Genomic DNA, 16,349 nt, shown 5'->3' with positions numbered 1-16,349 from the left:
TTACGAGTGACGGACACAGATGGCTTAACGGCTGAGCAGTCCTTTAGCATCACGGTGACAAACGTCAACGATGCGCCGACGATTAGTTCGACGGCGGTGACGGCGGCAACCCAAGATGCGGCGTACAGTTACAACTTAGTGGCCAGCGACTCCGATACTGGCGACAGCTTAACCTTGAGCGCAGTGACCAAACCAAGCTGGTTGAGTTTCAACGCGGCGACGGGTTTACTCAGTGGCACGCCGAGCAATACGGATGTGGGCAGTCACGCTGTCACCTTACGAGTGACGGACACAGATGGCTTAACGGCTGAGCAGTCCTTTAGCATTACAGTGACGAACGTCAACGATGCGCCTGTTGCGACGAGTGCAAGTGTGACCTTAGAGGAAGATAGCTCTGTGATGATCACGTTTACTGGGGGGGATGCAGATAGTGATCCTCTTACCTATGAAGTGGTGAGCCAACCTGAGTCGGGCACTTTGGAGCAGCATGGAACTGTATGGTTATACGCACCGGAGAAAGATTTCAACGGTGCAGATCAGATAAGCTTTATTGCTAAGGATGCTGAACTGAGTTCTGAGCCTGCAACTATCACCATGAATGTCACACCAGTGAATGATGACCCACAAGCTGTAGATGATCATTACACTCTAGCCAGCACCGCGGATGATAAATACACACTACCTGCGCTAGAGAATGATGTTGATGTGGACGGTGATACTTTGACTATCGATGGCGCGGCAGCAGACATAGGTAGTGTGCAGATTACTGCTGATGGACTCATATTTACTGCCCCTGCAGCTTATGTTGGTCCGGTCGCACTTCGTTATACCATTAGTGATGGTCAGAAAGGGCGCGCAAGTGCAAAAGTCAACTTACTGGTAGAAGGTGGGGAGGCTGACAATTTACCTGTTATTACTGTACCTAGTGATGTTGAGGTTAATGCAACAGGCTTGTTCACTCGGGTGGATCTAGGGTTTGCGAAGGCCGTCGATCGTAATGGTCATCCACTGCCCGTTTCTTTGGTCGATAAGCGTTTATTCTTTGCCCCTGGTAGTTATCTTGCTTACTGGCAAGCCGTAGATCGTGATGGTAACAAAGCGACTAAGGCTCAGAAAGTAAAAGTGCATCCATTAATTTCCTTGAGTAAAGATCAAGTCGTGGGAGAGGGCAATGAGGTTGTTGTTAGTATTCACTTAAACGGTGTAGCGCCTGAGTATCCAATATCAGTTCCTTATACGGTTGCAGGTTCCGCGGACAGCAATGATCATGACTTAGTCGATGCGGTAGTGGAGATTACTTCAGGTACATTGGCCCATATTCACTTTAGAACCATAGAGGATGGGGAAGTTGAGGCTGAAGAAGATGTGTTGATCAGCCTAGATCCAAGTTTGAATTTAGGCAGTAAGAAGCAAACACAAGTGTCGATCACTGAGGCTAACATTGCCCCGAGTGTGACTCTTGAGGTGACTCAAGCGGGTGAACGTCAGTTGATCGTGGCACAAAATGGTGGCGAGGTTCATATTCATGCGCAGATTAGCGATGCTAACATGAACGATACTTTGACATCTGTATGGTCGAGTGGCGCGCTGAACTTGCAGTCCGATGATGAGGGGATGTTCTTCTTGCCAACAGAGATCTTGCCGGGCATTTATCCTGTGAGCTTGACTGTGACGGATAGCGGCTTACCCGCGCTGTCTACCACGGAGAAAGTTTATATTGTTGTGCGCCCATCTCTGCCGGCTCTGACTGGGACTGATACCGACGGTGATTTGATCCCTGATAACCAAGAGGGATTTACCGATACAGACCGCGATGGCATTCCAGATTACTTGGATGCAATCAATGAGTGTAACGTGATGCCTGAAGGTGAGTTGCAGCCTGTGTACTTCTTGGCAGAGGGGCAAGCGGGCGTGTGCTTACGCTTAGGTAATATTGCACTGATGCAAGAGCAAAGTGGTATTCAACTATTACCTAATCTGGTTCCTGAAGACAGTATCGCGGCCAATGTGGGGGGGATTTTTGACTTCATTGCTACAGGACTACCGCAACAAGGGCAGAGTTACAGTCTGGTGATACCACAACGTTCGCCAGTTCCTGCCAATGCAGTATATCGTAAGTATCAAGCCCAAAATGGTTGGAAGGATTTTGTGATTGATGCGCGCAATAGTGTCGCCAGTAGTGAAGGCGAGCGTGGTTTCTGCCCTCCTCCTGGAGATAATCGTTGGACTTCTGGATTAACTGAAGGCCATTGGTGTGTGCAGTTAACCATAGAAGATGGTGGGCCCAACGATGACGATGGCGTCGCTAACCGAACCATTGTCGACCCAAGTGGCGTGTCAGTGATACTCAATGGTAACCATTTACCTGTGGCGAACCCAGATACGGCATCTTTACCTTGGAATCAGAGTCTCGATGTCGATGTGCTCGCCAATGATACAGATAGCGATGGTGATGCCTTGACGGTAACACAAGTCACCAGTGAGTTCGGAACCGTAGTTATCTTGGCTAATCAGCAGTTAAGTTACACGCCAGCAACCGATTTCATCGGTACAGATGTGCTGGTGTATAGCATTACCGATGGTAAAGGTGGTACTGCGAGTAGTGAGTTGACTGTGATTGTTAATGGCAATACAGCACCTACGACAGTGAACGATAGTGCTGCCATAGATGACAGAACGAGCTTGTTACTCGATGTGTTGAGTAATGACAGTGATCCCGATGGCAACGTTTTAACCTTAGTCAGCGCAACCGCGCAGCAAGGAACGGTTTCTGTTGAGTCTAATAAACTACGTTATATCCCTAAAACTGGATTTGATGGAGTAGATACTGTGAGTTATCAGATTAGTGATGGATTGGGCGGCGAAGCAACTGGGCAAGCGTTAATCACAGTTAAGGCATACCAAGATGTGGTGATAGATAACAAGTCGGGTGGAGGCAGTATGTCCTTATGGGCATTAGGTTTGATTCTTACAATGGGGTTAATTCGTCGTAAGGAATTACATAAATTAGTCTTGGGCGCTGTGTTGCTCGCAGGCTCCGTTAATCAAGCAAATGCGGCTGATAACTGGTATGTTGAGGGATTTGTCGGGCAAGCTCAGGTTGATAGCAGCAGGCGGGATCTACAGCCACAAGCGGGGACAGGCTTTGTAACATCGGTTGATGATAAAGATACTGCTTTGGGTGTGAGTATCGGTTATCAATGGACTCCCTTTATTGCCACCGAATTAGGCTATGCCGACTTTGGTAATGGGACTGCGAGGATTGAGGGCGCAAGTCTCACCCCTGAGCAATATCATGAGCAGGTCAAAGCCGTGACGCCAGTACTGGCCGATGGTGTCATGCTGGGATTGCGTTTCACTTTACTCCAACATGAAGCTTGGCGGTTCGAAGTACCCATCGGATTGTTTAGGTGGCAAGCAGATATCAGTAGCACTATGGGCAATAGCCGTTTAACTACAGAGCTTGATGGTACAGATTGGTATGCGGGCGTGCGTTTTAGCTATCAATTTACTGAGTCATGGTCTGTAGGTTTGGGGTATCAATATGTGGATATCGAGCCTAATGATTTCCTCAGTTACCAGCTCAATCTACGATATCAATTTTAAGCGTTAGCATATCAAAAGGGGCATTTGCCCCTTTTTACTATCCAATAAAAACATCATATTTGAGAATATTTTGAAGGTGTTCACTTAAGGCTGGGCTTGGTTTGTGATGCATATCGCAAAGGATTTGTGGCTTACCATTAGGAGCATGTAATAAATTCAGGTTGTAGATTAAAGACAGGATAGTAAGATTGTCACTTACCTTATTTAATTTATCGCTTTTTTATCCAGAGGCAGTTATGTCGCAACGGCAGAATAAGCCGGAAATATTGCATACCGAAGTTGTCGCGAGAAGCCGATTATTTCAAATTGAGCAAGTGCATCTTAAGTTCTCCAATGGTGTAGAGCGCCAATATGAGCGCATGAAAGGCGGTAGTCGTGGCGCTGTGATGATAGTGCCTATTCATCAAGGGAAAATGCTACTGGCACGCGAATATGCTGCAGGAACTGATAATTACGAACTCGGTTTCCCAAAAGGTTTGATCGATCCCGGTGAGACAGCAATAGAAGCTGCTAATCGTGAATTACAGGAAGAAATTGGCTTTGGAGCGAATAAGCTCACCTTACTGAAAGAACTCAGCCTAGCTCCGGGTTATTTCTCTAGTAAGATGCAAATTTTTCTTGCAGAAGATCTGTATGAGAGTCGCCTTGAAGGTGATGAGCCCGAGCCAATTGATGTGGTGCCTTGGGCGCTCGCCGATTGGGAAGCCTTGCTCGATGATGTCGATTTTTCTGAATCCCGTAGTGTGAGTGCGTTGTTTTTGGCGCAAAAATATTTATACCTAAACATCCAGAAGATGCAGGGTTTAAAGGGCATTTAACGCACTGAAACTCGTATATTCAGGTAGCTTGGGTATATAACTTAAATAATCTTTTTCCTTTTAAGCGTTCAGAGTTTGCACGCTTGCAAAACATTCGCTCAGCAGGCGATTGGAGTTGTTATGAAGCCAGAAGAGTTGATCGACGAAGTTATTGCGATTGCGACCGATGCAGGGATAACTATCCGTGATATTTATCTCAAAGGTAATTTTGAGCGAGAAATGAAGTCTGACAATACCCCTGTCACTTCCGCAGATTTAGCGGCGAACAAGATCATTTGTGACCGATTAACCGCCTTAACGCCTGATATTCCTGTGTTATCTGAAGAAGCCGCTGACATTCCGTTGAGTGTGCGTGAATCTTGGAAGCGCTATTGGTTGGTGGATCCGCTCGATGGTACGGGGGAGTTTATCGCCGGCAGTGGTGATTTTTCAGTCATTATTGCGCTGGTGGAACACAATCGTCCCGTGATGGGTGTAGTTTATGTGCCGATGACGCAAGTGTGTTATTACGCTATTGCTGGTTTAGGGGCGTACAAGCGCACGGATAAACAAGAAGTGCGTATTAGCAGTCGCCAAATTGAGCACCGTGAAAAGGTATCCCTAAGATTAGCCGTAAGTCGCCGTCAGGACCCTCAATCTGTGTTGACCCTATTCAACCATCCCAAACACTGCGAGTTAGTCGTGATGGGGGGGGCAGCGTTGAAGAGCTGTCTTGTCGCCGAAGGTCGTGCTGATTGTTATGTACGAGTCGGACCAACGGGTGAGTGGGATACGGGAGCCGCGCAAATTATCGTCGAGGAAGCGGGTGGACAGCTGATGGATACTGAGCTGCAACCGTTAACCTACAATGAGCGCGAGAGCTTAGAAAACCCTAACTTCATCGTAGTTGGCGCACCCAACTTAGAGTGGGATAAGATTTTAATAGGTGAATGATTTTCAAATGCAGTCTATACGTCCGGTATTAAAGTCAGAGTTATTCGCAGTTTATCAGCTCGAACAGGCCATTTTTGGTGAGCACAGCTATCCCGATTTTTTCTTCCGTCAGGGATTTGATTGTTGGCCAGAGCAATTTTTAGTGGCCGTGGATGCAGATAATCAGCTACAAGGCTATTTGCTCAGTGCCCAGAGTAGCGATCCTAGCTGCATGTGGATATTATCTGTCGCAGTGAGTGAAAATGCTCGCGGGAAGGGATTCGGCAAGCGTTTGATGCAACAATGTTTAGCCGAGTTGCCCGTGTCAGTTGAGCGGGTGTGTTTAACCGTTGATCCGAGTAACCCTGCCCATGGCTTATATCAGCATTTAGGTTTCATTGATTCAACTTTTGAGGCCGATTATTTTGGCGATGGCGCAGATAGGGTTGTGATAACTTATCGCAGGCCTTAAATCGCGCGCTTATCTTTGAACCAAAGATTATCCCCAAATAAAAATCACCTTTGAATTAAGAATGATTTTTAAATCAAAATAATGGACGGTGTGCTGACTGAGCGCGCCGTTTTTTATGCTCTTTTAGGTGATGTCATCCCACGGATCCAGTTCGGCTTGCTGAGGGAGTCTAATTCGAGTGCCTATCTTTATCCATCATCTTCAATAATATCCTTCATTATTTACCCTCTTCTGTACGTAAAACAAACTTATTTTGAACGTTGTTTTTTATTTTGACTACTGTTAGTCTCTTGCTATTCAACGGGGGATGAGACCTATGGCCAGACGAAAAGAACACAGCCATGATGAAATTCGCGCGATGGCAATACAAGCGGCAACTGAGTTACTGATAGATCAAGGTGCCATAGGGCTCAGCTTACGCAAAGTGGCCAGCCAAATTGGTTATGTCCCTAGTACCTTGATCAATATTTTCGGCAGCTACAACTATTTATTACTGGCGGTTTCTGAGTCAACGCTTAGGACTTTGCACGATCGATTGACGGGTGTTCGTGCGGCCGACAGTTTAGGTAAAATTATTGCAATGGCTTGGGAGTATAGTCAATTCGCCCATGAGCAGCGCCAAGCTTTTAAGCTGGTTTTTGAGCTGCAATTACTCGATTCTGAACCCTTGCCCGAATCGCAAGGGCAATTGATTGCGGGGTTATTTACTCTGATTGAGCGTGAATTGGCGCAACTATTTCCCGAGGTTACGCAGGCGCAGCATCTCAGTATGAGTCGGGTATTATGGGGTGGAATTCATGGGCTGACCTCTCTGTCACTCGATAATAAGCTCTTCGCTGAGTCATTATCACTGCAGGATTTACTCGAGAGTCACGTACAAGCTTATTTACAAGGAATGGGTTACCAGAAGGAACTATCATGCTGCTAACAAAACGTTTTTTACCCTATTTTGCGACTCAGTGCTTAGGCGCATTAAATGACAACATCTATAAAAATGTGTTGCTGTTATTAGTGACTTTTAGCCAAGTGAAAGACCTACCCATAAGCGTCGATATGTTTGTGAACTTGGCGGCTGGGGTGTTTATTTTGCCATTTTTCCTCTTTTCGGCCCATGCGGGTGTTGTCGCCGATAATATGGATAAGGCTAAACTCATTCGCCGATTGAAACTACTCGAAGTCATCATCATGTTTAGCGCCGCGATTGCGATTCTGAGTGAGAGCTACATGATGATGTTATTACTGTTATTTTTAACGGGTAGCCAGTCAGCATACTTCGGTCCGGTTAAATATTCCTTGTTACCCCAAGCGTTGAAAGAGGACGAGTTAGTCACAGGCAACGCTTGGGTTGAGATGGGCACTTTTCTCTCGATTCTGGTGGGCACTTTGAGTGCGGGGATCTTGGTTTCTGATGAAAACGGTACGCTTTGGTCGGCGATTACTGTTGCTGTATTAGCCTTTGCAGGATATTTATCGAGCCGAGCGATTCCTGCATTACCCCCGCAGGGCGTCATCGAAAAAATACGTTTCAGGCCGTTATCGGGCACTTGGCGTAGCATCAAAAAAGCCCGTCAAACGCCTTCAATCTGGATGGCTATCCTCGCTATCAGTTGGTTTTGGTTTTTAGGCGCGACCTATCTGACTCAGTTTCCTAACTTTGCTAAGCTGCATTTGCATTCTGGTGCGACTGTGGTGTCATTATTATTAGGCATGTTTTCCATCGGGATTGCTGTTGGCTCCTTCGTTTGTGAACGTTTCTCCTACGGCCATGTGGAACTCGGTTTACTGCCATTTGGGGTATTGGGATTAACTATCTTTGGTGTCGATTTGCTTTGGGCTATTCCACCTGCGCCAGTGGATGCTGGTTTTGTCTATGGATTAAAGGTCTTTATTGCCGAGTCGCAACATTATCGGGTGATGCTGGATTTCTTTATGATCGGCGTTAGCGGTGGCTTGTTTATCGTCCCCCTGTATGCGTTTATTCAATCTCGTTCGCCTAAGGGCGAATGTGCTCAGGCGATTGCTGCCAATAACATTATGAACTCATTGTTTATGGTGGTTTCGGCACTGTTATCTATGCTGTTGCTGGGCGTTGCAGGTTGGACTATTCCACAGTTATTTCTGCTACTCGCCGTGATGAATGCTGTAGTCGCGCTCTATGTTTATTCACAAGTACCAGAATTTACACAACGATTTATCAGTTACTTACTCAGTCATGTCATGTATCGAGTGACAGTCACAGGCCGAGAGAAAATTCCAAAGGAAGGGGCTGGCATCATAGTCTGTAACCATGTGAGTTATGTGGATGCATTGATTATTATGGGAGCGTCGACACGGCCAATCCGCTTTGTGATGGATAAATCCATCAGCGAAATTCCTCTGTTGAAGTATTTGTTCCGCCATGCAGGTGTGATCCCTATCTGTTCGCCTAAGCAAAGTGAAGAGACCTATAATCGTGCCTTCGAGGCGATTCATGAAGCGCTCGCCAATGACGAGTTGGTATGTATTTTCCCTGAGGGTCGACTCACACCTGACGGTGAACTTGGCGATTTTCGTCCTGGAATTGATAAGATTTTGGCCAGAGATCCAGTGCCAGTCATTCCTATGGCGCTGCACGGATTATGGGGATCTTACTTTAGCCACAAGGGCGGACATGCCTTGGCTAAAATGCCCAAGCGTTTTTGGTCAAGGGTGTCGGTGGATTTAACGGATGCCGTTGATGGTAAGCTTGCGAATAAGGAATCTTTGAGAGTCCAAGTGGCGAGCCTGCTGGGCAAGTCTTAAATTCGTTAAGGCATGAAATAAAGTGAAGTGATAACCGCGGATCTAATGTTCGCGGTTATCTCATTTATGCGTGGGCAATTTATCGAGTTTGATAACTATCCAACCATTCGTGCATCGCTTGATGTGAGCCTTTAAAAAGAACACGTTCGGACTTTTTCTGTAATTGGTATTGATACATAGGATCGTAATACTTGTGCAATAACAGGTTTATCCAGACTAAATGCTGCGAAGTGTCATTCTGGTTAATTTGCTGATCGAGGGCTTGTTGCATCAAATCTTGCAGTTCTTGATGTTGTTTTCCGCCTAGACGTTTGCGAATGCTCACTAAACTCTGTAATAGATATTCACTGAAAGCCGCAAAACCTGCTTCCGGCCCTAGGCGCTCACAGAAGCCGCTATACATTTTATGCACATATTCATAGCGTAAGCGTTCGAGCCTCGCATCATCCGACTCTTCTAGCACTAAAACATTAGCGGCTTGCATGGCATTGTAAAATGTCTGCGGCAGCGCCGAACGCCCAATCAGGAAGCTTTCATCTTCGAGCAGTAAACACGCCGCGCCACTTGTTTGGTGCTGTAGCAAGGTAATGGCGAGTTGATTTTCAAAGTTAATCTGCGTTGGCTGTGGGTCGATATTCTTTCCAAAACTAGAGCCTCTGTGATTAGCTATTCCTTCAAGATCAACCGCTTCTTTACGGTGTAGTAGAAAATCGGTTTTACCGCAGCCCGTCATCCCGCTCAAACTCAATAACGGCTGTTGAGTCGGTGCCGCTTCAATCACGCCAATCAGATATTGGCGCATGGCCTTATAGCCACCCTGAATATAAGGGACTTCTACACCGGCTTCTTTAAGCCATTGTTGCGTGAGTTGCGAGCGTAAGCCGCCGCGAAAGCAATAAAGGTAGGCGTTGGGGTTGGCTTTCACATAGCTAGCCCAAGCCTCGATTCTCTGTTGCTTGATGGGACCATTCACCAGTGAATGACCTAATTCAATCGCGGCTTGCTGACCAAATTGCTTATAACAAGTACCGACTTTTTCCCTTTCACTATCTAGCATCAAGGGCAAGTTGGTCGAGTTGGGAAACGCGCCCCGAGTGAACTCTATGGGCGCTCGCACATCCATCATCGGATGTTGATTGAGAAAGATCTCCCTATATTGCTCTGCGGCTACAATAGCGGTTGGCATCAGCACAACACCACATTCGCTGCAGTGGTCGGTGTTTCCAGTGACCCAATGCAGATTGGGGTTATGTGGTTCGCATCGAGTAGGGCAATTAATTCCGCTTCAGCTGCGGGCGAGACGGCAACTAACAGGCCACCGCTGGTTTGCGGATCGCACAGAATCGCTTTTTGATGCTCGCTGAGCTCGGGGAGATGCTCGCCATAACTATCGTAATTACGGTGAGTTCCGCCAGGAACACAACCTAAGGCCAAATAATCTAAGGCGCGTGGTAACAATGGCACTGCATCAAATTTAAGCTTCGCAGTGAGGTTGGCGCCTTGGCACATTTCGAGTAAGTGTCCCGCCAGTCCAAAACCTGTGACATCGGTCAGGGCATTTACACCGCTAATTTTTGCAATGGTCGCGCCTATAGTATTGAGTTGGCACATGGCATTTACCGCAATGAGACTATCTTCATCGCGGAGTTTTTTCTGTTTTTGCGCTGTGGTTAAAATACCAATGCCGATAGGTTTAGTGAGATATAAACGATCGCCGGCTTTAGCGGTATCATTCTGTTTTAAATCACTTAAGGCAATTTGCCCGGTAACCGCGAGACCAAAAATAGGTTCGGGTGCGTCTATGCTATGACCACCGGCTAGCATGATCCCCGCTTCCATGCAGGCTTGTCTGCCGCCATCGACCACTTGCTGTGCGATTTCTGCGGGTAGTTTATTGATTGGCCAACCTAAAATTGCAATCGCCATAATAGGCGTGCCGCCCATGGCATAAATATCGCTGATCGCATTGGTCGCTGCGATACGACCGAAGGTGAATGGATCGTCAACAATTGGCATAAAAAAATCGGTAGTGCTAATGATGCCTATGTCATCATTGAGTTTGTACACTGCAGCATCGTCGCGGCTCTGATTGCCAACCAGCAAATTTGGATCGGTAAATACAGGTAATTGCGAGGCTAAGATAGTGCTGAGCACTTTAGGGGATATTTTGCAGCCACAACCTGCGCCATGACTATATTCTGTTAGCTTGATTGATTCTGGGAGTGTAACTGGGGAATCTGACATGATCTCAACAGCCTATTTAAGTGATTAAGGCATCATCATAATCAGATACGGCCACCATGCAAGGTGGCCGTATGACTTTCGGGCAGAATTGTGGCTTAGCTATAAGTTGCGGTCAGGCTGCGCCAATGTTTTTGCTGGACTAAGAAACGCGCCTTTAGCTCTTCAACTTGTTGCAATAGTTGCTGATCGACAAGTTGTTTACGCTTGGCCTCAAGCAAGGTTTTCTGTGCTTGATAGTAATCCATTAAGTGTAGCTTTAATAACTCATACTCTGCTTGGATTTTTTCAATAATTTCATCGGCATTAGGCAGGTTATTAACCTTCCGCTTGGTACGTAATAACTGCATCTGTAAGCGTGCGCTCTCGATACGTTCCTGTGGACTCGTACGCAAATCCTTAGCTAATCCCAACCAAGATAATGACTTAATCAACCATTTGGTTGGATCGTAGTGCCACCATTTAATGCCATTACGATAATCATTTTCGAAAATATGATGGAAATTATGATAACCCTCACCGTAGGTCAACATGGCCAAGAAGCCATTATCGCGGGCGGTATTCTTATCGGTATAAGGCTGACTGCCCCACACGTGGGCTAAAGAGTTGATAAAGAAAGTGCAGTGATGCACCACCACTAAACGCAGTAAACCCGCCATCAATAACATAGACAGCACGTCACCATTGAGCCAACCAAGCAGTGCAGGCAGCCCAATGTTCATTAGCAACACGAGTGCGAGGTAATGTTTGTGTTGCCACATGACAATACGGTCATTTTGCAGATCACGCACATTTTGATAATCGTGATAGCGTTGCGACTGATACTCACGCAGCATCCAACCGATATGGCTGTACCAGAATCCCATTTTGGCAGAGTACGGGTCTTTGTCGTTATCATCTACGTGTTTGTGGTGAACTCTGTGATCAGATGCCCAGTGCAATGCACTGTTTTGTAATGCTAAAGCACCACCAAGGGCATATATAAAACGCACTGCCGGATGGGCTTTATAGGCCTTGTGTGACCAGAGTCTGTGATAACCAGCGGTGATCGACAAACCACTGGCAAAGGCTAAAACAATAAAAGCGATCCATTCACTGGCACCATAGCCATGAACAATACCGCGCCATGGAACTAAAATTACCGCACTGAGGAAAGTGGTGGCAAACAGACTGACATTAAGCCAGATGATAGGGGGTTTTTTCATTATAGGTTTCCAAAATTCGCTTTTGAGCGTACATCTGTAAGCTAATTTAGCTTAGCTATATTGTTTGGTCAAGGACGATGGGGCTGTGTTTAATGCCTAAAAGCGGTATTATCGCGTTATTACATTCAGTTAGCGGATTTAAGAATGGGTATTCGAGCACAGCAAAAAGAGAAAACTCGCAGAGCTTTAGTCGATGCGGCCTTTAATCAGCTAAGTGCTGAGCGCAGTTTCTCAAGTCTGAGTTTACGAGAAGTTGCTCGGGAAGCTAATATCGCGCCGACATCTTTTTATCGCCATTTTAAAGATATGAACGAACTCGGTCTCACTATGGTGGACGAGGGCGGGTTAACCCTAAGGCAGATGATGCGTAAAGGCCGTCAGCGAGCTGAAGTGGGTGGCAGTGTGATCCGTATTTCCGTTGATACCTTTATGGAAGTGCTTGATTCTAATCCAAACGTATTCCGTATTTTATTGCATGAACGCTCTGGAACCTCGGCTGCATTCCGTGCGGCAGTTGCCCGCGAAATTGAGCATTTTATTTCTGAATTGGCTCATTATACCGAAGCCAAAGCGGGTCGAACCCCCTTGCTAGCCCGTGCACAGGCTGAAGCGTTAGTGACACTGGTGTTTAATGCCGGCGCTTCAGCATTAGATATGAAACGGGCTGACCGTAAAATTCTTGCCGATCAATTAGTCATGCAATTGCGCATGGTCGCCAAAGGCGCCGAGGCTTTGCAGCATAAGGTTGAACACCGCTAATCTGAGTGAGATGCAGATTCACTAAAATAATGGAGCCTAAGGCTCCATTATTTTTAGCGAATTTACGTTTAAGTGTTATGCAGTCGAGCTCAGTGTATCTGAAGTGATTAACGACGCTCGAGTAGTACACCCGTTTCCATGTGATCTGTATAAGGGAACTGATCAAACAAGGCAAAGCGGGTCACCTTATGGGTTTCGTTCAGTTGTTGCAGGTTATCTTTTAAGGTTTCTGGGTTGCAGGATATATACAAAATCCGCTCATAACCTTGGACTAACGCCAGCGTATCAGGATCAATCCCCGCGCGTGGTGGGTCGACAAAAATGGTGTTGCAAACATAGCTGTCAAGATCGATACCTTCTAAACGTCTAAAGCTGCGTTTCTTCGCCATGGCATCGCTAAAGTCTTCGGCTGACATACGAATAATCTGCAGATTACCAATACCATTCACTTCGATATTGTATTGTGCCGCATCGACTGAAGGCTTAGCGAGTTCGGTGGCTAATACGCGATTAAAGTTTTGCGCCAGTGCGATAGAAAAGTTGCCATTACCACAGTAGAGCTCGAGTAAATCCCCCTTACTGTTTTGAGTCGCATCGATAGCCCACTCCAGCATTTTTACGGAAACTTTGGCATTGGGTTGAGTAAAGCTGTTTTCGATTTGCTTATATAAGAAGGTTTTATCATTTACTTGTAATGACTCAACCACAAAGTCTTTATCTAAATCGATTTTTTGCTTACGGGCACGGCCGATGATGTTGACGTTAAACTGGCTACTTAACTTGGCTTTCAGTGCAGTCGCATCGGCGCGCCATTGGTCATCAAGCTGCCTGTGATATAGCAAAGACACTAAGATCTCGCCGCTTAAAGTCGACAAAAAATCCACTTGGAACAGTTTGTGCCTTAGACTCGGATTCGGTTTCAGCTCGGCGATTAAGGCAGACATCATTTGATTGATGAGCACGCTAGCTGGTAAGTATTGATCGCAACGTACCTTCTCATTCAATACTTTATCGAACATGTAATAGTATAAGTCTTCACCATCATGCCACATGCGGAATTCGGCGCGCATACGGTAGTTAGCTGGCTCTGAGGCAAAAACTTCAACACTCGGTGTTTCAAATTGGGCAAAGGCTTGTTCTAGCTTGATACGCTTGTGTTCTAACTGCGCATCATAAGTCTGAGGGTCCATTGCTGCTAAGTTCATTGTTTGATTCACCGTTGCTGTAAATTGGGGCGCAAATATTATACTAGGTGACACGAATGTCCAGTATCTTGCTTTTGCGGTTTTCGCAAAGCTATGGGAAAATCCGCGTACTTGAATGTGGTTCTATGGTATTTGGCTGGATTCCGTCGGTAAAGCAGCCATCGAATCGTTAATGCGTCCAATCTGTATAGTTTATTTATATATCCGAAACTGGAGATTCGCTTGTCGCGACCTATATTAGTGTTTGATTCTGGGATTGGTGGTCTATCTGTACTGGCTGAAATCCGCAAGAGTTTGCCCCATAGCGACTATTGCTATCTTTTCGACAACGCTAGGTTGCCCTATGGGGAGCTGGAAGAGCAGGTATTAATTTCTGGCTGTGTCGAATTAGTATGCGATCTAGTGGCTCGTACCAATGCAATGATAGTGGTCGTTGCCTGCAATACTGCAAGTACTGTTGTGTTACCGGCATTACGTGCACATCTTTCAGTCCCTGTCGTAGGTGTTGTCCCCGCCATTAAACCCGCCGCTCTAATGTCTAAGAGTAAACGTATTGGACTCTTGGCTACACCAGGCACAGTTAAGCGTCATTATACCCATGAACTCATCAGCCAATTTGCTGATGATTGCCATGTCGAACTCTTTGGTTGCTCTGAATTAGTGATGATGGCAGAACAAAAAGTGGCGACTGGAATGTTGGATATGCATAGATTGGCACAGTTACTCGCACCAGTCGTTGCCGCACAATTGGATGTTCTCGTACTAGGTTGCACTCATTTCCCTATGATCAAAGCTGAATTACAACAAGTTCTCGGTGCGGGCGTAAAACTAATGGATTCTGGCGCTGCTATTGCTAAGCGAGTTGTCACTCTTTTAACGCAACAGAATCTTATTGTGGAAGAGCACAGAGTAACAGATGAGAGAGAAGCTGTAAGGGAGTCAGTTATGCAAGCTTTCTATACTAAGGTGGGAATCAGCGAAGGGTTAACAACAACATTAATTGATTGTGGCTTTTCAACTATCGAACGAATCACCACAACCAACTAAATTACAAAATAAAGCAAAACAGTTTAAGCGGTAATGCTACTCGTCTGTCCCTGTACGGTCGGCAGCTTCCGAATCTTGTGTTTTTGCTTCTCTTACTTTTAAGGTTCTTTCTTGGAAACTATAGTCATTCAGTTTAACCATGGCTTTCTGAGCGCCTGATTCTGACATTTCCACAAAACCAAAACCTTTACGACGACCCGTCTTACGATCTCTGACTAAACGCACAGAGTTTACTGGACCAAATTCGCCAAATAATACTTTTACTTCACCCTCATGAACACGATAAGGCAGGTTACCTACATATAAGGTCATAGTAGGGCCAACATATTGTTCTTCTGAAGCATGAGATGATGAAGTCTCTGGAACAAATTTAAAAACAAGACTTGCAATGATAGCGCCAGCGACAAAAGCAATAGCTGATAATGGCGTTGCGAACTGAGATAGTGCTACTGCGCCAATAATGGCGACAATCAAGACAATAAGAAATGACTTTTGCATAAGAATGCTCTCTGATGAATGGGAAATTGATAAATAACTGTTAACAGCAAGTATATGGTAATGAATTATTTACTTTTACACTAGACCATTGCTGAAATATTGAGCGTGAATTATCAATTATTAGATAAAAAACCTTACTTATCTCCGATAAATAGAGCTTATAAGCTAAAAAATGGTCATAACGTTTAAAATATCGACGTGCGATTCAATGATCGATAAAAAGCCCTTGCGGACTTTCTCAATCTCCCTATAATGCGCATCCACTGACACGGCAGACAGCGTAACGCAAGTTAAGCAAAGAAAGCCATGCAGTTCATCGGTTAGCAAGCTAAACGATGAGTGTTGAGAAAGTTGAAAAAACTACTTGACGCACTAACGGGAATGCGTAGAATACGCAGCCCTGACCCGCTGAAAACTCAGTGTGTGGTCAACGCTCTTTAACAATTTATCAAGCAAATCTGTGTGGACACTCACAGGTGTTGAGTTAATCGAAACTGCTTAACCTTCGGGTTGGCAGTCAAAAATTTAAATCAATGTAACAATGAGTGTTCATAGCAATATGTACAGTTTGTTTCTTTAGTTAGAAACAAAAAATCAGAATTCATTGAGCCGCTGAAGTCGCAAGACGGAAGCAACAAAACTTTAATTGAAGAGTTTGATCATGGCTCAGATTGAACGCTGGCGGCAGGCCTAACACATGCAAGTCGAGCGGCAGCACAAGGGAGTTTACTCCTGAGGTGGCGAGCGGCGGACGGGTGAGTAATGCCTAGGGATCTGCCCAGTCGAGGGGGATAACAGTTGGAAA

Annotated in this window: 13 protein-coding genes and 1 rRNA gene; 9 read left to right on the top strand and 5 right to left on the bottom strand. The window is 45.7% G+C overall.

Annotated elements, in window-relative coordinates:
* The 6 genes from L5M11_RS22800 to L5M11_RS22775 form a co-directional block, all read left to right on the top strand.
* Positions 1–3,606 (top strand): Ig-like domain-containing protein (locus L5M11_RS22800; protein ID WP_263193342.1); only part of this gene is annotated, 3,606 nt, incomplete at its 5' end.
* Positions 3,607–3,842: 236 nt separating this feature from the next.
* A complete protein-coding gene (nudE, locus tag L5M11_RS22795) occupies positions 3,843–4,424 on the top strand; it encodes an ADP compounds hydrolase NudE (RefSeq protein ID WP_131525220.1) in 582 nt (193 codons plus the stop codon).
* Between the two features lie 120 nt (positions 4,425–4,544).
* On the top strand, positions 4,545–5,357 hold the full coding sequence (gene cysQ, locus L5M11_RS22790; protein WP_011848162.1) for a 3'(2'),5'-bisphosphate nucleotidase CysQ: 813 nt from the start codon (positions 4,545–4,547) through the stop codon (positions 5,355–5,357).
* A gap of 7 nt (positions 5,358–5,364) precedes the next feature.
* Positions 5,365–5,808: a GNAT family N-acetyltransferase gene (locus tag L5M11_RS22785; protein WP_263193341.1), complete on the top strand. Its 444-nt coding sequence runs from the start codon at positions 5,365–5,367 to the stop codon at positions 5,806–5,808.
* Positions 5,809–6,124: 316 nt separating this feature from the next.
* Positions 6,125–6,736, top strand: coding sequence for a TetR/AcrR family transcriptional regulator (locus L5M11_RS22780; protein WP_263143472.1), 612 nt, complete (start codon positions 6,125–6,127; stop codon positions 6,734–6,736).
* On the top strand, positions 6,727–8,589 hold the full coding sequence (locus L5M11_RS22775; RefSeq protein ID WP_263193339.1) for an MFS transporter: 1,863 nt from the start codon (positions 6,727–6,729) through the stop codon (positions 8,587–8,589). The genes L5M11_RS22780 and L5M11_RS22775 overlap by 10 nt, the downstream gene beginning before the upstream one ends.
* A gap of 79 nt (positions 8,590–8,668) precedes the next feature.
* Here the strand turns inward: L5M11_RS22775 and mnmH are convergent, their stop codons facing one another.
* From mnmH to L5M11_RS22760, 3 genes are all read right to left on the bottom strand, one after another.
* On the bottom strand, positions 8,669–9,775 hold the full coding sequence (mnmH, locus tag L5M11_RS22770) for a tRNA 2-selenouridine(34) synthase MnmH (RefSeq protein ID WP_263164014.1): 1,107 nt from the start codon (positions 9,773–9,775) through the stop codon (positions 8,669–8,671).
* Positions 9,775–10,833 (bottom strand): selenide, water dikinase SelD, encoded by a 1,059-nt coding sequence (gene selD / locus L5M11_RS22765; RefSeq protein WP_263164012.1) that lies wholly within the window; start codon positions 10,831–10,833, stop codon positions 9,775–9,777. Before selD ends, mnmH begins: the two co-directional genes overlap by 1 nt.
* Positions 10,834–10,928: 95 nt before the next feature.
* A complete protein-coding gene (locus L5M11_RS22760; protein ID WP_263193338.1) occupies positions 10,929–12,035 on the bottom strand; it encodes an acyl-CoA desaturase in 1,107 nt (368 codons plus the stop codon).
* A 144-nt stretch (positions 12,036–12,179) separates the two neighbouring features.
* Between L5M11_RS22760 and fabR the strand changes: the two genes are divergently transcribed.
* Positions 12,180–12,794: an HTH-type transcriptional repressor FabR gene (gene fabR, locus L5M11_RS22755; RefSeq protein ID WP_105251021.1), complete on the top strand. Its 615-nt coding sequence runs from the start codon at positions 12,180–12,182 to the stop codon at positions 12,792–12,794.
* A gap of 107 nt (positions 12,795–12,901) precedes the next feature.
* On the opposite strand, the gene trmA is transcribed toward fabR, so the two are convergent.
* Complete coding sequence (gene trmA, locus L5M11_RS22750; RefSeq protein WP_263193337.1) at positions 12,902–13,999, bottom strand: tRNA (uridine(54)-C5)-methyltransferase TrmA; 1,098 nt, start codon at positions 13,997–13,999, stop codon at positions 12,902–12,904.
* Between the two features lie 222 nt (positions 14,000–14,221).
* Here trmA and murI point away from each other — a divergent pair, with 222 nt between their 5' ends.
* Positions 14,222–15,046, top strand: a complete 825-nt coding sequence (gene murI, locus L5M11_RS22745; RefSeq protein ID WP_263193334.1) for a glutamate racemase — start codon at positions 14,222–14,224, stop codon at positions 15,044–15,046.
* A gap of 36 nt (positions 15,047–15,082) precedes the next feature.
* Here the strand turns inward: murI and L5M11_RS22740 are convergent, their stop codons facing one another.
* Positions 15,083–15,544, bottom strand: a complete 462-nt coding sequence (locus L5M11_RS22740) for an RNA-binding protein (RefSeq protein ID WP_113941557.1) — start codon at positions 15,542–15,544, stop codon at positions 15,083–15,085.
* A 643-nt stretch (positions 15,545–16,187) separates the two neighbouring features.
* Here L5M11_RS22740 and L5M11_RS22735 point away from each other — a divergent pair.
* Positions 16,188–16,349, top strand: a 16S ribosomal RNA gene (locus tag L5M11_RS22735); the annotation flags it as partial.

It is taken from the genome of Shewanella sp. SM87, from assembly GCF_025653705.1.
Lineage (GTDB): Bacteria > Pseudomonadota > Gammaproteobacteria > Enterobacterales > Shewanellaceae > Shewanella > Shewanella oncorhynchi.
Note: the sequence above shows the minus strand (reverse complement) of the source record. Positions and strands in the feature narration are given on the sequence as shown.